At 61.5% G+C, this 20,949-nt stretch carries 15 protein-coding genes and 1 pseudogene; 7 read left to right on the forward strand and 9 right to left on the reverse strand.

Annotation, left to right across the window (positions count from 1 at the left end; translation table 11 throughout):
• Positions 1-189 precede the first annotated feature (189 nt).
• From AC3G88_RS26610 to AC3G88_RS26620, 3 genes are all read left to right on the forward strand, one after another.
• Positions 190-645 (forward strand): transporter, encoded by a 456-nt coding sequence (locus AC3G88_RS26610; RefSeq protein ID WP_488894234.1) that lies wholly within the window; start codon positions 190-192, stop codon positions 643-645.
• 74 nt (positions 646-719) lie between these two features.
• Complete coding sequence (locus AC3G88_RS26615; RefSeq protein ID WP_488894235.1) at positions 720-857, forward strand: hypothetical protein; 138 nt, start codon at positions 720-722, stop codon at positions 855-857.
• A gap of 149 nt (positions 858-1,006) precedes the next feature.
• Complete coding sequence (locus tag AC3G88_RS26620) at positions 1,007-1,999, forward strand: 2-hydroxyacid dehydrogenase (protein WP_488894236.1); 993 nt, start codon at positions 1,007-1,009, stop codon at positions 1,997-1,999.
• 404 nt (positions 2,000-2,403) lie between these two features.
• On the opposite strand, the gene AC3G88_RS26625 is transcribed toward AC3G88_RS26620, so the two are convergent.
• From AC3G88_RS26625 to AC3G88_RS26645, 5 genes are all read right to left on the reverse strand, one after another.
• A complete protein-coding gene (locus AC3G88_RS26625) occupies positions 2,404-6,273 on the reverse strand; it encodes an autotransporter outer membrane beta-barrel domain-containing protein (RefSeq protein ID WP_488894237.1) in 3,870 nt (1,289 codons plus the stop codon).
• 352 nt (positions 6,274-6,625) lie between these two features.
• Positions 6,626-7,648, reverse strand: a complete 1,023-nt coding sequence (locus tag AC3G88_RS26630; RefSeq protein ID WP_488894238.1) for an LLM class flavin-dependent oxidoreductase — start codon at positions 7,646-7,648, stop codon at positions 6,626-6,628.
• An 80-nt stretch (positions 7,649-7,728) separates the two neighbouring features.
• The gene (locus tag AC3G88_RS26635) at positions 7,729-8,589 is read right to left on the reverse strand and encodes an oxidoreductase (RefSeq protein ID WP_488894239.1); all 861 of its coding nucleotides are present in this window, start codon (positions 8,587-8,589) and stop codon (positions 7,729-7,731) included.
• Between the two features lie 41 nt (positions 8,590-8,630).
• Positions 8,631-9,824, reverse strand: a complete 1,194-nt coding sequence (locus AC3G88_RS26640) for an MFS transporter (protein ID WP_488894240.1) — start codon at positions 9,822-9,824, stop codon at positions 8,631-8,633.
• A gap of 137 nt (positions 9,825-9,961) precedes the next feature.
• On the reverse strand, positions 9,962-10,693 hold the full coding sequence (locus AC3G88_RS26645) for an SDR family oxidoreductase (protein WP_488894241.1): 732 nt from the start codon (positions 10,691-10,693) through the stop codon (positions 9,962-9,964).
• Between the two features lie 111 nt (positions 10,694-10,804).
• Here AC3G88_RS26645 and AC3G88_RS26650 point away from each other — a divergent pair, with 111 nt between their 5' ends.
• The 3 genes from AC3G88_RS26650 to AC3G88_RS26660 all read left to right on the forward strand — a co-directional run bounded on the left by AC3G88_RS26650 (position 10,805) and on the right by AC3G88_RS26660 (position 13,551).
• On the forward strand, positions 10,805-11,713 hold the full coding sequence (locus tag AC3G88_RS26650; protein ID WP_488894242.1) for a LysR family transcriptional regulator: 909 nt from the start codon (positions 10,805-10,807) through the stop codon (positions 11,711-11,713).
• Between the two features lie 595 nt (positions 11,714-12,308).
• On the forward strand, positions 12,309-13,061 hold the full coding sequence (locus AC3G88_RS26655) for a nuclease-related domain-containing protein (RefSeq protein WP_488894243.1): 753 nt from the start codon (positions 12,309-12,311) through the stop codon (positions 13,059-13,061).
• 205 nt (positions 13,062-13,266) lie between these two features.
• Positions 13,267-13,551 carry a hypothetical protein gene (locus AC3G88_RS26660; protein ID WP_488894244.1) on the forward strand — a complete coding sequence of 95 codons (285 nt, stop codon included), beginning with the start codon at positions 13,267-13,269 and terminating at the stop codon, positions 13,549-13,551.
• A 657-nt stretch (positions 13,552-14,208) separates the two neighbouring features.
• Here AC3G88_RS26660 and AC3G88_RS26665 read toward each other — a convergent pair.
• Together AC3G88_RS26665 and AC3G88_RS26670 are read right to left on the reverse strand one after the other, a co-directional pair.
• On the reverse strand, positions 14,209-15,702 hold the full coding sequence (locus tag AC3G88_RS26665) for a hypothetical protein (protein ID WP_488894245.1): 1,494 nt from the start codon (positions 15,700-15,702) through the stop codon (positions 14,209-14,211).
• Complete coding sequence (locus AC3G88_RS26670) at positions 15,699-17,363, reverse strand: hypothetical protein (RefSeq protein WP_488894246.1); 1,665 nt, start codon at positions 17,361-17,363, stop codon at positions 15,699-15,701. The genes AC3G88_RS26665 and AC3G88_RS26670 overlap by 4 nt, the downstream gene beginning before the upstream one ends.
• A gap of 1,239 nt (positions 17,364-18,602) precedes the next feature.
• Between AC3G88_RS26670 and AC3G88_RS26675 the strand changes: the two genes are divergently transcribed.
• Positions 18,603-19,391 (forward strand): hypothetical protein, encoded by a 789-nt coding sequence (locus AC3G88_RS26675; RefSeq protein WP_488894247.1) that lies wholly within the window; start codon positions 18,603-18,605, stop codon positions 19,389-19,391.
• Here AC3G88_RS26675 and AC3G88_RS26680 read toward each other — a convergent pair.
• Positions 19,340-20,410, reverse strand: coding sequence for a helix-turn-helix transcriptional regulator (locus AC3G88_RS26680; RefSeq protein ID WP_488773965.1), 1,071 nt, complete (start codon positions 20,408-20,410; stop codon positions 19,340-19,342). The two genes, AC3G88_RS26675 and AC3G88_RS26680, sit on opposite strands and share 52 nt — an antisense overlap.
• A gap of 261 nt (positions 20,411-20,671) precedes the next feature.
• Positions 20,672-20,827: pseudogene (locus AC3G88_RS26685) on the reverse strand (diguanylate cyclase domain-containing protein); the annotation flags it as partial.
• Positions 20,828-20,949 lie beyond the last annotated feature (122 nt).

Raw genomic sequence — 20,949 nt, forward strand, 5'->3', positions numbered from 1 at the left:
GTACTGTCCTATAGCCGCGCCAATGTTGCAGGCAAATGTATTTGACGCGCCAAACGGCGTATATCGTGCCGGGCTCAGCGACGCGGCCTTTCGTTTCGCGGTTGACATCCTAGGCGGGCCGGCTCGGTCGCAAACGGATTTCTTGAGGAATCCGACCGCCACTACACTAGGGAGACGAGCATCACTATTGTGGCGCCGAGCGGACAATACCACGCAGACAGGCTCAACAACATTGGCAGTAACCGATGGGCGTTCAAGCCCGAGGTCGTTGTCTCCTGGCCTGTGGGCGACTGGTTTGCGGAAGCCTCGCTCGGCGCGTGGTTCTTTACCCCCAATGACGACGTTCTTGGCAGCCGCAAGCGCAGCCAACGTCCTCTGGCAATAGCCCAACTCCACAGCGGCTACCAGTTTCGGCCGGATTTCTGGATGGCCGGCGACCAGGGGCTCTCTAGCGAAGGCACCACCACGGTGGATGAAGTCGCCAACGCCGATCGACGGTCCAGCACTCGGTACGGGCTGACCCTAGCCGTACCGTTTTCACGGGACTGGTCGGCCAGGTTCAGCGCTTCGCGAGGATGGATCACTCGTGCGGGTTGCGACTACAAGGCGGTGAGCCTGACGGTGCAATATCGTCGGATAGATTGATACGCTCGTGCCCAGCGGCCGCGCCTGGCGATGGGAGCGAGTACGACGCCGGTGTGCAAGGTGACTCGCCAACAATGGCCAAGCTCGAAGAGACCATGGCACGATTTAGTCAGGTAGAGCTTGCAGCGCAAAGCGTCACGTCGCCGCCGCTTCGCGCACAGGGCGCGCGTTTCATCAAAGCGATTACGGACCCGCAAAAACCATTCCGATGATAGGGCCTTCTCTGTGTAATGTTTGTACTCTTGTTGCAATGATTTTTCCTTCGATGACGATTGCAAAGATCCTCGTTGTACAAATCACCGTAGCTTTGGCTAACCGATAGCCGGGTCCCGGGCACCGCCATCATGTCGGGAGACAACCAATGAAAGTCGCCGTGTTTAGCGCCAAGCCCTACGACCGTGAATATCTTGACGCCGCCAACCTTGCCGACGGGCATCAGCTCAGTTACTTCGATAACCCACTTGATATGGTAACCGTTGGCCTCGCCGCCGGCCATGACGCCGTCTGTATCTTCGTGAACGACACTGCGGATGCTTCTGTGCTCGAGGCGCTCAAGCGCGGGGGAACGAACCTGATTGCCCTGCGCTGCACCGGATTCAACAACGTCGATCTGAAAGCCGCAGCAAGCCTTGACATGAGGGTGGTTCGGGTTGTCAATTACTCGCCGAACGCGGTTGCCGAGCATGCCGTTGCGTTGTTGCTGGCGGTCAATCGCAAGATTCACCGGGCCTACAATCGTACGCGGGACTTCAACTTTTCTCTCGACGGGTTGATGGGGTTCGATTTCTACGGCAAAACCGTCGCCGTGGTCGGCACCGGCAAGATCGGGCGCGTGTTCGCCAGGATCATGCTTGGCTTCGGATGCGACGTCATTGGCTACGACGTAGTTCCCTCGCCGGAGTTCGAAGCCCTGGGCGCCCGCTACGCCCGAGAAGCCGAAATTGGTGCCAGCGCGGACATCATTTCACTTCACTGCCCCCTGACCCCGCAGACGCACCACATCATCAATGCCGACATGCTGGCACGCGCAAAGCCAGGAGCATTGCTGGTGAACACGAGCCGCGGCGGCCTGATCGATACTGAGGCAGCGATCGGTGCGCTGAAGAGCCGGCAATTGGGCGGCCTCGCCCTCGACGTGTACGAGCAGGAGGCGGATCTATTCTTCCGTGATCTCTCCAGCACCATCAGTACTGACGACGTACTTCAGCGCCTGGTCTCTTTCCCGAACGTCATCGTGACCGGGCACCAGGCCTTTTTCACGCGTGAAGCCATAACCACGATTTGCCTGACAACCCTGCGCAGCATTACTGAATTCGCGACAGGCCAGGCCCTGACAAACGAGATAAAGATGTGAGATGGCGTGGGGAGGGTGCTGGGCCGCCATCCTCGCGTATCCATGGCAGGACGCCGAAATGTACACCGTCTAACCCTGAAAAATACAGAAGGTGGTGGCGATGCCCCATGCATTGCCGTCTTGCCCCTGCGCTCGCCTTGTGTCGAGTACCGACACAGGCTAGCCACGCCCTCGGCAGGCGGATCCTGCGATTCAGTTGTTGCTCGCGGGACGCGCCCGGCCGGAACGGGATAAACTCGAGACGCTCGCCAACCTTCACTGAAGGGCCTAGGGCCGCGCGCGGAAGCCTACGACGCAGCCCCTGTGCGAGGGCGAAGTCGCCGCGTTACGGGCCGCTGTCATGGACATTCCACTCAGCAGAGGCCGCCTTCAGAGCGCCCGAGCCGCCGTCCTCACTCGCCCTCCTAGAACCTCCATCGCAATCCCAACGTCCCGGTATGGTCCTGGTTACCGCCACCGAACTGGCCGGTATAGCGCAAGCCAAGCGTGGCCATGGGCGAGATAGCGAAGTCGGCGCGCAGTTCGGCCAGCGCCGCGTTCTGCGCAATCGGTGCACCCGTCACCGTGAACGGCTGGCTGCCGTCGAAAGCCAGCGTGGTAGCCGGGCGTACGTCGCCGAACGCATGGCGCCAGCCGGCTCCGACGTGGAACGCCGCGTCAGTGCCGCCAATCTGAACGCGCGCGCTGGTACGCAGACCGAGCGTTGTGGTGGTCAACGTGTTGCTATCGCCGGGGCTGTGCAGGGCCGCCGAGCCGCCCGTCTCCGCGAAGCTGCGCGTGCGTGTGTCGCTCCACGCCACGCCCCCGTACGGTTCGAGCTGGATGGTCGCCGATAGAGGCATGGCGAAGCCGGCTTCCGTGAAGACTTGCGCCGTGCTGGCGTGATAGCTGGCGGTCAGGGACTGCACCGTACTGCCGCCGAGCCTGGCCTGCCGGTCCGTGTCGGCGTCGTGCCAGCTATAGGCGGTACCGAACAGCCATTTGAGCTTGCCGCCGCCAAGCGCGAATGCGCGGCCGCCGTAGAGTGTGGCGCTGAATGAATCGGTGATGGCGCGCGACGACCGTTCGCTCACTCGCAGCGTACTGTTGGCGTAGCCGAACGCGCCGCCGATGCGCCAGCCTTGCCCCACCGTACCATCGCCACCCAGATAGAAACCGCCAGTCTGCTGGCGCACGCGCGCTGCATCTGCGCTTCCATGAAAGTTCTGCCAGTTGCCAAGCACTTCCACCCACAGCGGCTGGGCGGCGGAAATGGGCAGTGCGGCAGCCGGCAGGACGCCACCAAGCTGGGCGATGGGCGCGCCGGGCAGCATGCCGGCGGACAGGCTGTCATTCAAATGCGCCAGCGGCAGCGCCCGCGCCCCACCCGCCAGGGTCATCAGACCCGTGGACACGCTGGCGTGGGCCTCCCCGGAAAGGCTGTCGAAGACGGCCGGCGGCGCGCCCTCGGGCAACGTCACCACGGCTTCGTGCACCGGGTTGCTGTCCGGCAGGGTCTCCAGTGCGTTAGCCACGGCACGCTGGTTGCCGGTGACAGCGGCATCGGCAAAGCGCATCGCACGCGCGGTGCCCCCGCCAGCGCCACCACCTGCGCCCGGAACGAGCGGCGAGACGGGCGGCACGGGGTCCGTCACCACCTTGCGCGTGAGTGCCAGGGTGACTTCATTGGCGCCATAGGTCAGCGTCGGGTCGAGGAACGCGTAGTTCGAGCTGACCGATGCAAAGCGGCCCTGCACCATGCCGGCGGTCAGGATGCTATAGCGGCGCGTGGACGCGAAGTTGCCGTCGGGGCCGACATGGACCACCGCACCGCCAAGTGTGGCTGTACCGCTCACCGCAACGCGGTCGCTGGCCGACGATGCCGGGTCGGCTTCCACTCGATAGGTCGAACCCGACGCCAGCGTCAAGTTGCCGTTGACCGTCAGCGTGCCGATGGAATTGCCCGGTGCCAGCGTGCCGCCCGATGCAATCACGGTACTGCCGACGCTGCCAGCGCCGCTCAGCGTGGCGCCGTTATTCACCGTGACCGCCCCTGCCACACTGCCGTTCACGGCCAGCGTGCCCGCGTTCACCGTCGTCGCCCCGGTGTAGGTATTCGCGCCGCTCAGCGTCAGCGTGCCAGCGCCGATCTTGATCAGCCCCCCGCCGCTGCCGCCACCGGCCCCGCCATCCTCAATCGTGCCGCTTACGGTGGTGGACGTGTTGTTGCCCCCTACGGTCAGGACGTTCTGGCCAAGCTGGAAGCGCCCCGCCCCGGCGATGGCGCCGGCGGTGATCCGGTGGTCGAACGCCGGACCGGACGTGCCTGAGAAATCGACCCAGCCCCCAGCCTCCGTCACTAGCGAGGCGTTGCCAGCGGTACTCCAGCCCCAGAACTCGGCGTAGCTGCCACTGCGGGTCGTCACCTGGCTGTTACCGCCGGTGCTGCCCTCCTGAAACGACATCACGCCGCCGTTGTTGACGATCGTCGCATTGGCCGCCGTGCTGCTGCCGAGCAGGTATGTGAACCCGCCGAGGTTCGTGACCTGCGCATTGCCAAGGCTACCTGCGCCGAAGAGTTGGATGTAGCCGGATCGATTGACCACCTGCCGGCCACCGAGATCAAAGTTCCCATAAAGGCGAAGCGTGCCGCCATCGACACTGACCCCGCCAGTGCCCAGCGCCCCATTGACGTTTGCGCTCAGCGTGCCAGCACTGACCAGCGTGCCACCGGAATAGGTGTTCACGGCGTTCAGATCGAGCGTGGCGCTCCCCGCCTTGGTCAGACTGCCGGGGCCGTCGATGACACCGTTGTACAGGAGCGTGCCGTTCGTCACCTCGAAGGTACCGCCCCCCGCCCCGAGCGTCGTTGCGCGCGCCGTGTTTATGGCTGCGGTAGTCCGCAGCGTGCCGCCGTTCAACCCAAGTGTGCCGGCTGGGGCACCAAGATTGGCGTCCGAGGCAATCGCCAGCGTACCGCCCAGGATTTGCCAGCTTGTGATATCGGTGTTGGTACCAGCGAGGGTCCAGACCGAGGCACCGATTTTCTCGAAACGCTCAAAGCCATGATAGAGGCCGGCGCTGCCGATGCCGCCCGTCAGCGTCGCAGCACCGGTGTCGCCAGCCAACACGAATGTGTCGTCATTGCCGTAAGCGTCGATTTGCCCCACGGTGCTGTTGGTCCAAAACTCAAAGCGGTTTGTGCCCCCCGTGAACTGGACAGCGGGCACGCCAGGGCCACCTGCTACGATGGTACCCTTGTTGACGACGGTTAGATTGCTGCCGCGCACGCCCATGCCGCCGCCGCCAGGCATTCCGTCAGCGGCCCGCGAACCATCCATGTTCGTGCCGCCCGCGCCGCCCAAGCCGCCCGTACCGCCCCTGATCGTGCCCTCGTTCATCAGCATGGACCCGCTTGCTAGCTCCATGCCGGTCCCGCCTATGCCACCCTTGCCGCCCCGGCTGCCGTAGGCATCGTAGACGCCATCGCCGCCGTTGCCTCCCGCCCCGCCGTTGCCGCCAGCCACCAGGGCATTTGCTTCGATATGCACCGTGGCGGCGGCGCCCACCAGCATGCCGACACCACCGTCACCACCGTCGCCCGCGCCCGAGAGGCCCATCATCAGCCTCGGCTTCGAGGCCCCGCCATTTCCGCCATTGCCGCCAGAGCCGCCGTACACCCCGCCGCCCGCCTTCACTAGGATCTTGGCACTGCCTGCGTGGATCAGGCCGTAACCACCCTCCCCTCCGCCGCCGCCGCCGCCCTGATAGCCCGCTGACGGGTCGTTCGTGTCCGTTCCACCGTTACCACCCTTGCCGCCGCTGCCGCCGAGCACGACGGCCGAGATGGTCATCGGCACAGCGCCCGTCACCATGCCATCCGCACCACCCCCACCGCCACCACCACCAGTACCTGTGAACAACGCATAGTCGAAATGACCATCACCACCATTGCCGCCGAACTGGCCGGGCGAGGTACCGGCTACACCCGCGAGCCCCTGCGGCGTCGTCTGAGACGGACTGATGCCACCCCAGCCACCGGCCCCGTTGCGAGCGCCACCGCCGCCACCAGTCCCGTCGCCATCAAACACCGTAAGACCGCTCTGCCCAGCCTGGCCAGCGAGGTAGCCTCCCCACCCGCCCGGTAGGAATGCGCTGTAGCCCCCGGCGCCGCCGTTGCCGCCAGCGGCTTGTGCCGGCGACGCGGCGAGGGACATCATGAAGAGGGAGACGGCGCCGGCAATGGCGCGCAGGCACGGCTGTTCACCGGCGGAGAGACTCGAATGTCTTGTCATGCGGATTTGCGGCCGGCCAGGCCGGCGACCCTTTTTGCGCGCGGCAGCCGTCTGCTTGCTGGCTATGTCCGCGCTTTCATTGTTTTAATGTGCGGGCGCCCGTGCGAACCTCAGCGGCGTCGGCGAAAAGCCGCAACGGCATAGGCGACTGGTCCCTCGGGACCGGATTTTCGCATTTTACGGATCGAAAGATGCGTTTACGAGGCTTGGAAGCGCTGCGGCCTGCAGGCTCCGTGTTGCTTTTGAACCACTACGAAAGGCTTCTGTCGATTCCGAGGCATCATCGATAAAACATCGACTGGCATAACCGAGCGGCGATAAGAGGTGCCGGCTACAGATGCAGAAGCGCCCTTCAACGCCACCCGAGACCGGGAGACACCTGCTGCAGAACGGTCTCAATGACGTGGGCGCAATATTCCACGCCGAGCTGGTTCGGGATCGTCAGCAGTAGCGTATCCGCCGCGGCGATGGCCTCATCCTTTGCCAACATGTCGATGAGTACGTCAGGTTCTGCAGCGTAATTCCGCCCAAAAATCTTCTGCACGTCATCCTCGAGGAAGCCGAAGGTATCCGCGGTCTGCGTGCCACGGCCGAAATAGGGCCGGTCCTGCTCGTTGACCAAGGGGAAGATGCTACGGGTAACCGAGACCCGCGGCTCCCGGGTATGACCTGCCTCTTTCCATGCGGCACGGTAAGCGCGAATCTGCTCGGCTTGCTGGATATGGAGCGGACGGCCGGATTCGTCGTTCTTCAGCGTCGAGGTCTGCAGGTTCATACCCATTCTGGCGGCCCATTGCGCGGTCGCATTAGAGCCCGAACCCCACCAGATGCGGTCCCTGAGCCCATCGGAATGCGGCTCCACGCGTAGCAGGCCGGGCGGGTTAGCGAACATCGGACGTGGATTGGGCTGCGCAAAACCCTTGCCTTGCAGGACTTCGTAGAACACCTCTGTATGCTGCCGTGCCAGATCGGCGTCGCTTTCGCCTTCGGCAGGCGCGTAGCCGAAATAGCGCCACCCGTCCACGACCTGCTCACCGGAGCCTCGGCTGATGCCAAGCTGCAGCCGGCCGCCGGAAATCAAATCAACCGCACCGGCTTCCTCCGCCATGTACAGAGGGTTTTCGTAACGCATGTCGATGACTCCCGTGCCGATCTCGATGCGTGTGGTTCTCGCGCCGACTGCCGCAAGCAGCGGGAATGGCGAGGCCAACTGCTGCGCAAAATGATGGACGCGGAAGAATGCCCCATCCGCGCCCAGTTCCTCGGCGGCGACAGCCAAATCGATCGACTGCAGCAACACGTCTGCAGCGGTTCTTGTGCGAGAGCTTGGGCTTCGGCCCCAATGGCCGAAAGAGAGAAATCCGATCTTTTTCATGGGACTGCAGTGTTGTTCCGATTCGGGTTGGCGCGGTCGCGCGTTGGTCGATCAGTCAGCAGGGCCTACAGGATGGCAGATCATTCCGCCGGGAAATCTGTCGACGCCGAGAGCGTCTTCCATGCCTCCGTCTCTGTCGCCACGTACGCATTCTTGCCGGCGATAGCTTGCAGCGTATCGGTGCCGAACGGCAAGCGCAACGGCGGTGTTTCCGCGTTAACCAGCGCGACGACAGCCGTTGCCAACCGCTCTGGATCGCCGGGCTGGTTGTGATTGATGCCAACGGCAAGCTCGCGCAGCTTGCCCGAGCTCTCGGCGTAGTCGTCGATGACGTCCGTGCCGACCACAAGCGACGATGTGTCCAGGAAATCCGTGCGGAAGAATCCTGGCTCGATCATTGTTGCATGGATGCCCAGCGGCTTCAGTTCCGCGTGCAGCGCTTCCGTAATGCCCTCGACCGCGAACTTCGTCGAGCTATACACGCCCACGCCCGCTGACGCCTGATAACCCACGATCGACGACAGGTTGATAACGTGGCCCGAACGCTGCTTGCGCATCGTGGGAAGCACCGCTCGTATCACGCCTAGCAAACCGAAAACGTTGGTTTCATAGATCCGACGGACGTCGGCGTCGCTCGATTCTTCGATGGCAGCAAGCAGCCCGAACCCCGCGTTATTGATCAGTACGTCGATGCGACCGAACCTGTCGATGGCGGCATCGACAGCCGCCTGAACTTGCCCTGCGTCCGTCACGTCAAGGCGGAGCGCCAGCAGCGCGGGCGAATCGCCCAGCCGCTCGACGATTGCGGAGGCGTTGCGACCTGTGGCAACAACCGCATTGCCATCGGCAAGGGCAGCCTTCGCCATCTGCGCGCCTAGGCCGCGCGTTGCACCGGTGATGAACCAGACGCGCTTGAAATGTTCATTCTTATGGGTAGTCATGAGTTGCTTCCGAGTTGGAGGGTAAAGTTCGATGATTGGGCTTAGCATTGCTGGCGTGACAGGACCGCACCGGCTCGATCCGGGATCACTCCAGGACTTCTGGCAGCGACAGCGAGCGCCGTCGCGACACTCAACGCCAGAACGCCGATTAACGCGCCAGCGACACCGATCTCGGGCAGGCCAAGCGCGCCGATGACGTTGCCGCCAACGACCGCACCCATACCGATTCCGGCGTTGAAGATGGAAACGCTGAGCGATGCCGTTACGTCTTGGAGCGCAGGAGGCACTGCACGAATCGTCCGCACGTGGTTGGTCACGAACCCGGCCGCGTGCGCGGCGCCCCAGATCGCGAGCGTTGCCATGGCAGCGAGATGGCTATCGAGGAGGTAGGGAAAAGCCGCCATGGCGAGACCGGCGATGACAACGGCGGCAACTGCCGCACGTAGAGGATTCACATCCACGAACCGGCCCGCGATTTCATTGCCAACGATGCCCGCAACGCCGAACCCCATCAGGATCCAGCCGGTCGAGGTACTGCTGAAATGCCCGACCCGCGTCAGTAGGTCGGCGAGGTAGGTGTAGGACGTAAACATGGCCGTCAAGGCGAGAAAAGACATCGCCAGATGGCTCACGATTTTGGGTTGGATCAGCGACCTGAAAGACGCATGGGTGGTGTCCTCGGGCAGCGCCTCCATGCGGGGAAAGAACTTCCACATCAGGAGCGCCATGGTGGCGCAGAGTGCGGCGCCGGCGGCAAATGCCATCCGCCATCCAAACGCGTCGGCCAATATCGTGGTGATAGGCGATCCGATGACGCTGGCGATGGACACGCCGGCGAATACTGTGGAGATGGCGCGTCCGGCGTTGCCTGGCTCGGATATCCGGGCCGCTGTCGATGTAGCCATACTCCAGAACATGGGCAGCGCCAGGGCCGAAGCGATCCGTCCGGCCACCAGTACCCCATAGTTCGGTGCCATCGCTGCGATGGCCGCACCGACGGCGGTGACCGCGAGGACGCCGGTAAAGAGCTGTCGCCGCTCGACCCGTCGCAACGCGAGCGTCAGGAAGGGGCCCGTTATCGCCACGGTGAAAGCGAAGGCAGTGACCAGCAACCCGACCTGCGGCACCGGCACGTCAAGATCCTGCGCGATCAGCGGAATGACGCCGATGATATTGAATTCATTGGTGAGCATCGCAAAGGCGGCTGCGGCCAACAGGGGAACCGGAAGTTTCATGATCTCTGTCCTCGCGCGGTCCCGGCCTGGCTGGTGGCTGCACCGCATGATCAATCGGGGGGGGGGGCGCCAACCGCAAGGGCCGGCGCGTGGAGACTTTTCCAGAGGCGGCGGCGCGATACCGGCCGCCCTGCTTCTTAGAAATCCTGCACCGTGGGACGGATCACGATCTCATTCACGTCGACGGACGCAGGCTGGGCGATGGCATATGCGATAGCCTGCGCAATTGCATCGGCCGGAATGGCCATCTTGTAGAAATCGACGACGAAATCGCGGCTTGCCTTGTCACCGGAGCCGAACTTGAGATCGGTGTCGATCGCCCCAGGCGAGATCACGGTGGTGCGAATGTTGCCCCCCACCTCGTGGCGCAGCCCTTCCGAAATGGCGCGAACCGCGAACTTGGTGCCCGAGTACACCGTACCGCCCGGGCTGAAGACCTTCAGCCCAACAACCGACGCGATGTTCACGAAATGACCCGATTGCTGCTGCTCGAATATCGGGAGCGCAGCAGCGACGCCGTAGAGAAGCCCCTTGATGTTGATGTCGATCATGCGTTCCCATTCTTCGGTCTTCCGAAGCGTCAGGGGCGCGATGGCCATCAGCCCAGCGTTGTTCACCATCACATCGAGACGGCCGTGCTGGGCGACGACATTGCTGACTAGGCGATCGACCTGCGCCTGGTCGGTGACATCGACGTGGTGCGCGGACGCCTTGCCGCCTTTTGCCTGGATATCTGCAGCGATTTGCTCGAGCTCGTCTATGCGACGCGCGGCCAGTGCGACGGTTGCGCCTTGCGAGGCCAGCAGCCTTGCGGTGGCTTCTCCGATTCCACTCGATGCACCGGTGATGAGGACGACTTTGCTTGACATGACTGTTCTCCAAGGGAGGTTGAACTGCTTGGAGACAAGTCTCGGCTACGGAGCGATTTTTGATTAGACTAGAATATCTGTAATCTCTTTTCCACGTATGCAAAAGTCGCCATGACCGAACTTACGGATCTGAACGACATCGCCGTCTTCGTGCGTGTGGTGCAGCTCGATAGCTTCAGCCGCGCAGCGCAGGCGCTGGGCATGCCGGTCTCGACGGTGAGCCGGAAGGTCACCGCCCTGGAACAACGCCTTGGCGTGACGCTCTTGCAACGTACGACGCGCAAGCTCAGCCTGACGACGCAGGGGCGCGCTTACTACGATCAGTGCAGTGAGCCGTTGAGTCACCTGTTCGACGCGGAGCATGCGATAACCGAGACGCAGCGCAAACCGGAAGGGCTGCTGCGAGTATCGGGGCCGGTAATGCTGGAATATGAGCCCTTTTACACATTTCTATCGGCGTTCTTGAACAAGTATCCAGGTATCCAAATGGACCTTTACTTCACGAACCTGTTCTTGGACCTGATCGCAGAGAACGTGGACGTTGCCATTCGCTTCGGCGATTTGCAAGACTCCAGCCTGATCGCGCAACGCGTAGGAAGAAGTGTGCGGTATTTGGTTGCGTCGCCGGAGTATGCGCGGACTCATGCCCTCCCCTCTCGGCCAGAAGACCTCAGCGAGCATCCATGCGTTCTGATCAATGCCCGGAACAATGAGACGGACTGGCACTTGATGAGCGGCCGAAAGTCGGCAAAGATCCGGGTGACCGGCCCTGTCGCCGCACGTGACTTCCACATCGTCAACGCATTTGTACGCCGCGGGCATGGTATCGCGCTCCTTCCTTCCGGATATGCCGATGCGCAGATCGCCAGCGGTGAGCTTGTGCGTATCTTGCCGAACTGGTCATCGCCGGAGATATCGGTGCACGCCGTTTATCCGACGCGCCGCTTTATGCCGTCGAAGCTAAGAGCTTTTCTTGAGGAGTTGAAGGCTTGGGACAGCCCTCTTTGGCTTCCGCTGTGAGTCGCGAGCCCTAATTGCAATCGGGGAGACTTCCGAAGACGGTGGTGAGCAAGCCGGCGTGGAAACCCTCAGCAGCGGCCCGTTCGACGACGCTGGCAAACGTCGCAAGAATTGGTTAGAGGAAAGCGTGGACAGTACGGCCGCTCGGCTCGCCGCGTCGGCATTCTCGGTCCGCGTGGCGATGCGTTTTGACGCCTTCTTCTGGAAAGACAGTCGGTGGCCCACGGAAACACTGCTTCCCCTACCGTCTGTCCCAGGCAAGATGCGGCCGCATTTTGCCTGGGACACCCGCCGGCTTCAGCCACTTCGTTGCCTCTATGGCTGGGCAGACTACTCCCGGCTAGAGCGCTTGCCGGGGGGACTTGCACCCACTGGAGCGCCTCCTAAGCACGGCGCACGCCAGAAGCCATCGGTCGACCACGCATCCCATTCGAATAGCCGAGATCTCGGTCTCCCGCTCAACGACCGGTTACCCGCCAACGAATCGCCGATGGCGCCGCCTCAAGGCTGCAACAATGGGACCCTCGACGGGACTGCTTACATCGTAGACAATTGATCTTCAATTCTCCGACGATGTCCTAACGACACAATCGCAATGATCGATCTGTTCAATCGCATCAAGGAAGCAAACAAAAATACGAAGGCCTATCACCACGATTCGAGCGACACATCGCTTCGCGGGCATGAAGCTGAACACGAGGTATGCAACGCGCTGGCGCCTCGATTGATCGGCACCGGATGGGAGTTGGTCAATGGCGTTCGTGTCCCTGACCCAACCGCGAAGCGTCGCAGGGAGATGGATTTCGTTTTCACTGGCCCCAACGAGGCAATCGTTGTGGAACTGAAAAACTGGACCGGAGAGGTTAGCTTAGGCCGCGACGGGAGTGTGATGCAGCGCAACCGTAAGGGCGACTTGATCAACGGCGGGAAACTGTTCGAGGACGTCGCCGATCGCACTGAGATCCTGCGGCTTCACCATATGAGCAAAGGCCGGACACCCGTAGCGATGCGACATTTCGTCGTCTTCTACGATCCTTACGGCAACCTCTGGTTGGATGACGCGATTGCCAGTCGCCCGGACGTGCTCCGATTCGAAGAGTTGGAAGACCTCATGCCCAACGGTCAGGAACCATTCTTGCTTCGGCTGCTCCATGCGCTGATGCGCTTCTTTGGCTGCAAACCACAAGTGGGGGAAGCGCCGAGCCCCTCCCCCCGAGATCGTCGCGTTTCGCCAGTCGCTTGCGGAGTTGGGCGGTTGGGATGTGATCTTGCTCCATGGTGGTCGAACGCTTTGCGGGGACATCCTGAGTATTGGCAAACATCGTTCGGACGAAATAGAAGGCACTAATTTCAATCGCAAATTAGTGTCTCGGGCGGAGTTTGACGTTGACCGGAGCATCGTGGCCTCTATCTTTCGTGCCCCTTCTCCTTATGCCCTGGTGTCATCGACGGGGCGAGATGCCTCTAACAAGGTATGGAATGTCCCTACGTCAGCACAACTGACCTTCCACCGTGCCGGAGATCGAGAACCCAGCGTTTATGAGGTCAGGAACATGCAGGCCATCCAGTTCGGCTACCAAGCGAAACCGAAGACCACCTTCAGCTTTGACGATTTTCGTGTGGGAATGAACGTGGTTGGCAAAGTCACCGCCATCAATGACAAGGGCGTTTTCATCGACATTGGCTACCGAGAAGAGGGAGCGGATCGTCACGCGCGAGCTAACCCGATCGCATCGGGCCCCGTAATTGTTGGCCAGCGGATTCTGGCGCGCATTACCCGTCTGATTGAAGATAGAAAACTTGTCTCTATCGAGATCCTCGAGCCGCGGCTTGGATAAGGCGCGGCGACTTACGATGGGAGAGCCCGTAAGGGGCAACTAATTGGCCGTTACTGTTAATGCGCCTTTGTGTTGTTCAAGAGCGCAGTGACTAAAGGCTCAGAGGTAGGATTTGCCCCGGCTCTCAGGCTAGCATCTATCGATTGACATTGAACGGCCGTTTCCCGGATTTCTGAAGGCAGGTCAGCCATCAAGAGACATTGCATCGGCGTTATCAAATGATCGAAGTCCGGTACATAGCCAATGGAATATGGGCGAACGGTTTCAAGAGGCATGGAAAGTTGCACGCTGCTGGCACGCTCCATTGCCCACATCGGCTACCCCACGATACCGCTAAGCCGGCGTGATTGCACGAACCTCATTGCCTGACTTGGTGAAAATGTCGGTTCTCCAGTGGAGAGACAGTAAGCGCAGCCACCAACTCGCGACGGCGTGCAGGACACGTCGCAGCCATCTTTTCATTGCGTCGTTGAGCATCAAGAGTTCCGAAGCAACCGCCTTTCACATAGACACCCTCATTCGCTCCCAGAACGCAGTCAGCGGCGCCGTCTGGCCACCATCGCACCTCATACTGACGGAGACGCAGTTCCTGCTCGCAGCCTGCAAGTGCAAGACTGACACGAGCGGGAAAAATTCCGAGGCGCGTGCCTGCCACGCTCAGACCCCTAGCATCCGCCGATACTCTGCTTCCAGGTGCGCATCGACACGCTCGACATCGAGACTCCCTTGCCGCACCAAGGCAGTCAACTCCTTCAAGGCCAGGGAACCAAGCCGCACCCACGCAATCAGATTACTGCGCAGCATGAACTGCACCAGGTCACCGCCTGATCGCAGCGTGGCATCCGCGACGTCCACCAGGCACAGCGCACCATGGGCGACCAGCAACATCCGGCGAAGCTCCGAGACGCTCGCCGAAGGGATGCAATCCCGCCACGGGCGCTTGTGATAGAAGCGCTGCTTGATCACCCATAGCAGGCGCGTCAGCATTTCTGTTATCAAGACCGGAATGGCCATCGCCAAGCCATGGCGCAGGTCGTAGCCCTCCTCGAACACCTGGACCGCAATGGTGGCGAAGGTCTGTCGGTGCTGTCCGAATTCGCCCGCGTCGATGAACTGCAGCAGCGAATAGAATGGAATCGGAATGCCGGATCCCCGTCCGGATGCGCCGGAAGAGCCTGCCACATCGGAGAACAGGTGTCCCAGCCAGTTGACAAAGCCCGCGAAAAGCTTCGCGGCCAGCGTGCCGCCCTGCAACTCGAAGCTCTCGGTATCGATAGTGATCAGCTTCCCACCCGACACGAAGTGCGCCGTGTTAGTGAATTGTCCGAGGATGGAGAAGAACAGCCCCACCAGGTCTGGGGAATGCCCCAAACTTTTGATGTGATGGTTCATCGTGCTCATCCTGAACGCGCCGTTCACATCGCCACCATGCCGGTGGTCATAGTTCACGCGATACAGGCGCTCCAGGTATCCGATCGCGCTGGCGGTCGGATCCTTGCCATCGCGCGCGCCCTTCCAGCCCACCATGGAAGCGAACTTGCGCACCGCACTGTTGACCCATTCGTCCGTAACCTTCGTGAGTACGCCTTGTCCTGGCAGACCAACAAAGAGAATATCGATGATGCCGCCGATCAGGCCCACCGTTCCCGCGATCATGTAGTCGTACTTGTCGCAGCAGGGCCCCTGAATCGAGAACTCCGTCTTGATTCGCTGCTCCAGGGCTACGCGCTGCGCGGGCGTCATTAACTGGTTGAATGGGCTTTCCAGGGCGCCCAACTGGTGGCGTGACCGGTACGACTCCATGTCGACCAGGTATTGCGCCCATCCGGATGCGCCAGCGTCTGGCGCCCCGATGGTGTCGAGCAGCGCGATCGCTGGCACGGCAGGACAGCCGTCGCCGGCAGCGTCTTTGGGCGCGTCGAACCAGAGGTCGGCCTCATCAAAGACGATCGTTACGTGCTCACTTGCCTGCATCGAGAGGGTGGCCACGGCGATCGCCTCGTCCAGCAACACTGCGTTCTGGCGTTGCGATGCCTGCATCGCATCCATCGCCAATTCGAGCTCGCCAAGCTTCCTGTCGGCCTGCTCGAGCTGATGCGTCTGGATGAGGAGCGCACGCGCCTCGTCGTCAAACTTGCCGGAACGACTCACGAGAAGAGCCCTGCGATCTTGTCTTTCGCCTTGCCTGCCGCGTCCATGGCCGATCCCATGAGGACGTCACCAACGTTAAAGTAGCCGATGGCTTCGAATGCCCGCGCGAGTGTTTCCAGCTCACGCGATGTGTGCGTGCGCCGGATGACCATGTGGTTAACCTTCGACTCCGTCATCTCTCGCTCCTCGTAGAAGCTCACGATAAAGTCGTAGAGATCTGCCTTGGTCGGCTCGCGGGTGAGCATGCGTAGTTTGTCCAGATCCAGGTTGGCGGCGCAGCGCAAGCGCGTCGCGCTGCTCTGAACGTCTTCGGCACGGTTCCTCAACACCGTACCTGCCGCCGTCATCTGGGTAATGACGTTCAGCAACTCCTTGACCTTCGCGTCCTGTGTACCGTGCGCCTGGACCGTTTCGTTCAGGCGCGTGGTCATATAATTGATATCGCCGATCAGCAGCGAGATAGTACTTTGCGTCTGCTTAATGACTTCCTGCAGCATTAGCTCCCGGCGTCGCGCGCGCGTGAGTTCGTTCGCGCCCGTCAGCTTCTTGATACCCGCGTAGGTACCCACCCCGATGAGGATTGCAACCCCAATGCCGGTGGCCATGCTCGAGAGGCCGAGAAATCCGCCCATGCCGAGCGCGGCGAGCCCGGACGTCATTCCCGCCGCCGATAGACCGATCACCGATCCCGACAGGTAGACGGCAGCCAGGGGCGTGCCGACCGCGGCGGCTCTGGCCGAGATGTCCTTCAGCGCCGCGACGATCTGGTCATCCGAGAAATCCTCGTTGATCATGTTGTGATCGTTGCGGATCACGCGCTGCGCTAGGTCGATCTCGTCGTCCGTCACCTTCCAGAGGCTCCGATGGTTATCGAGAAATGCGAACTCCTTGACATCCTTGCCGCCCGTGCTCAGGTAGACGTTAATCAGGTCCTTGACCAACGAGACGTGGACTGAGCGCTCTTGGCCATCGGGACAGGCAGCGTCGAGCTCGCCAACCAATGCCTCGACCGGCACGAGCGCCTCAGGCGAGGCCATGTACCCGCGCAGCGCAAAGCGCGAGTCCGTGGTCAGCTCAAGGCGCGTCATCAGCATCAGGATCTCGGCGAACTCGCGACGGTCGATCGTGGCGTCGTCGGCTACCGCCATGTTGACGATCAGCTTCAGATAGGCAATCTTCAGCGTCTCGCTCATCTCGCTGATCGGCAAGAACTGCTTTTCTTCCTTGTATTCCTCGAACGACTGCGTGGCAGAATTCAGAATCTTGGCCAGCAGCACATAGTCGCACTCCAGCAGGTTCTTGAACTGGACGCTCCCACCGCCCTTAAGCGAGACCGCGATCCCTTCCATCTTCGTGTCGTCCTTGGCCGTGGGCAGCGGGCGCACGGCGTCCACCTTCGCGTACGGAATCCCGATCGGATCTCCGAACGTCTCCCGATATACCACGCGTTCGCCAGTGAACAGCAGACCCTCTTTGGCACTGCCGAACAAGGTGTTGTCAAACAGGGCCACGACGTGGGACGGGACGTGGGAGATGCTGTCGCCGTGCGAGAACGCCTTCACGGCGTTGTTGAGCTTCTTTTCCGGAATGTCCGGTGCGACCAGCATATTCTTCGAAACCTTGCCAAGGTTGTCGCGCAGAAATTGATTGATATTGGTCATCGTAGATTGTGTGCTGCAATGAGAATGACAGTCTTGCTTTTCGCCCTTGGGACTGACCAGCCGTTGTAGCCAACGTGATCAACTCCTATCGGCCAGCCTTCCCCGCACTGAAGCCTACTTCGGTGGGGTGGGCCTTCCCGATCTGTAGGATTCGCACGCAGGCATCAGGGCACCGGATAGTGTGCAGACCAGCGACTGTCGTTTCGAGGCGGAAGCGGCCGCGAATCGCCGATGCCTTCGAAGCGGCCCTCGCGATCCACGATCACGCGATATCCCCATTTAGAGGCCGTGCCCAGGTTTCCCTGTGTCCATGCTCGCCTCGTTCCGTGGGAAGCAGCATTCCGGCCTGCGAAGGCCCGACGCACCAAGGTGCCTCGGCGGGCGCCGCGCGACTTGAGCAGTGTCCAGCTCGTACGCACGTTGACCCTGGCCCACGCAGTCGGGCCGTTGGTTGTTTGACGGCTTGGCGAATCACGTTCTCGACGGGCCCCGGTTCCGCGACGAGGCACCTTTGGTCGTCTTGGGCTTGGGCCAGCCGAGTAAGGGTTAAAGGAGACCCTCCAGGGGGCCCTTCGAAATCGCCTTGTATGCAACCGAAAGCGCACAGGTAAAGGCCGCCACTACGATCGCTCCGAACAGGGTCGTTGCAAGCCAGGCGCCAAAGGCCGCCATCGCGGTGTCGAGCAGCAGCGTAAAAGTTGTTCAGAAGGCAGTGACAATGATCATTTCGTAGACTCCTCAGGTTACGCGGTTTCCCGCTCGTGCGTGGCCGTACGACGGTAGCGCCACGTCGCGTGCAACAGCAAGGTCAGTGTCGTATGGCAACTGGACAAATTCTGTCCAGTCGGCGGAGTCGTCGCCTCCCCGAGGATTCGTGGAACGATTACGGTGCGTTGATGATCTTCTCCACCCCTACCTGGGCGCAGGTAGCACCCACTACGAAGTTCGCTGCCTTCCTCAGCGTGCGGGACGTGTTGTCCCGCCAAATCATGGGTCTCTTCTAATGTATTGCCCTGGAGCTCCACGGACGTCGCCCCAACCTCTTCAACATGGCCTTCGAAGCGCCACTCTGTGGCGCTCATTTGTAGAGTAAGTCACCACGGTCCATGGCGATTCGGAACCACCGCATAGCCGGCGAACCGGACAACCAGTGTCCAGTACGGGGGTAAGCCATCCTGGACAGCCACTGTCCACCTGGAGGTTAAGACTCGGAGCATCGCAACAGATCAGGTCGAACCCATGCCGAAGCTTTCCTATCGTGAGGACCATGCCAGCCCCCCGAACCATCCGATCGGTCCCGGTAATGCCGACGAAGTCGGCCACATCCCGCCAATGCGGTTGTCGGTGCAGCGCTGGGGCATTGCCCGCGACGCACTTCGAGCCATCGTGGATACGTTGAATGCCGCCGATCGGCGTATCGTCTGGTCGGACCATAACGATGGCGGGCCCACTGACCTAATCGTGCATATGGTTAGCATCGAGGGTCTTGCCGGACCGTCGAAGCAGGCACCGTGGAATCTCATGGGTCCCGTCGAGGCGTTGCGCGTGGCACGCGAGCAAGGCGTTGCGGCCGTCGTGCTGGTCGAAGGCGAAGCGCGACATCTGCCAATGGTCCGCACGGGATGCTGGATCACGTCGAGTTCCTGCAGCCTCGTGACCGCCGCCCGCATCCTGGCAGGTGCGGCCATCATCGATGTGAGCGAAGTAGATGAAAATACCCGGTGGAAGCGGCTTGCCTCGCTGGCATCGTGTAACGTGCTGGCGCGCCTGCATCGCGTTGTTGGTGCGTCTCCCACGACCTTGGCGTCAAGCGTCCGGACGTTGATCGACAACGCCCAGCGTGGCGGTTACGCGGCCATGTCGTATGCCAGCATCGGGGCCGCGTCGGACGTTGATATGGAAGTTGCGCATAGTAGTACGCCAACGCAGGTATTGCGTTCGCAACTAGCCAACACCGAAGCCGATGTGTTACTAGCCTATGCGTGGCCAGACCTCTCGTCGTCAGCGGCCAACTTCGCCTCGCCGTAGGCGCCCAGCGCGCGCCGCAACCGACCCGCAATGTCGGCGCGCAGGGCCGCCGGCGAGACTACCTCAACTGCATCCGCGCGTTCCAGCAGCAGATTGCTCAGTGCGATCGAGGGCGTGACGGTGGCCGTCAGCATGAACCCGCCGTCCATCTCTGTGATCGCTTGGTCCTCCGAAAATTTCAGCTCGCGGAAGGGGCTGAGGAAACCGCCCGCCTCGCGCACGCGCAGCACCATTTGCACGGGCGGTTCGGAGAAAAACTCGAAAGTCCGCTCGTCCCGTACATATGCGTCGAGCGAGAATGCCGCATCCCGTGCCAGCACGGCATCGCATGAGGCCGCGGCGTGAATTCGGTCCATGCGCAACAGGTGTCGCTTGGTGCCACCATCGGTACGCGGGCGGTCAGCCACTAGGTACAGGACCGGGCCTTTCTCCACCAGCGCAAGCGGCAATATGGTGAATTGCCGGGGCTCCACGGTGGAAGTCCGTCCATTCTGATAGTGAATCTTGACACAGCCATCCTGATAGAGCGCGTTGAGCACAGCATCCAGTACACCCTCGCGAACCTGAGGCGCGATCAGCGGATAACGTCCGTCGAGCCGTGTCGTCTTGCCCATCCATGCTCGGGCCGTTGCTAGCCGCGCGGCCGCCACGTTTTCTTCCAGCACGCGCACGGCACCGCGGAAGTAATCCGCCAAGCCATCCGTTACTGTGGCCGGCAAATGTGAATTAGCGAGTTGCCGCAGTTTCAGTAAGGCGACGGCCAGGTCCACCGGCGGCCGCAGTGCATCCTTGTTGACAGCGACGGCCGACATGGCGCGCCATTCGCGATTGGCATCTTCGCCACGGCGCTGCGCTAGTTGATGGTTTTCTAGTTTTAGGAAGGACCGCGTGACCTTCTTCGGGTAGGCAGAAGCATCTCGCGCGGCGACCTCACGAATCAGGTCCCCCGACCGCTGCCATCTTCCGGCGTGCGCGCGAAGCACCTTCAGCACCAGATAGTCGAAATCGCCTAACAGCATGGGGACTACGGAGGGAATTTGCGGGGCGCCTACTTTAGGCGAACATGGCCCCCCGTGTCTATCCCACCGTAGCGGGTCTGCCGTATAACCGACTACGTTCAGCGCGACGCCGACCGCACGGAAGGCACTCATACGACATTAACCTGACTGGAGTTGATGGACTCCCGGGTTACCAGACTGGTCTCTCCGATCCGATTCGACAGGCCTACGAAAAGACCGGGACGGTTCTCAATGAAAGTTGAGGCTCTGAAGTACCACTCCCTACCGACGTGGGGAGCAAAGAAACCCGTCCTGCATCAGGATGCCGGACGTGTGTGCGATGATCCGCTCGGCAACCTCGATCGCCGCAGATCCGGAGACATACCGCAACAACATGACAAATTCATCGCCACCTAGTCGGCCAACCAGGTCATGGCTTCGGGCGTCTTGCCTGGTTAGCGAGCAGAGACGGGGCTGACTCTCTTATCGTCGTCCCGCGCTGCCTCCCTTAGCGTCGGAGTCTGTAGTGCGCTGCCCGAACAAGCTTTCGCGGCGCTGTA

The organism is Cupriavidus sp. 86D6 (assembly GCF_057815095.1).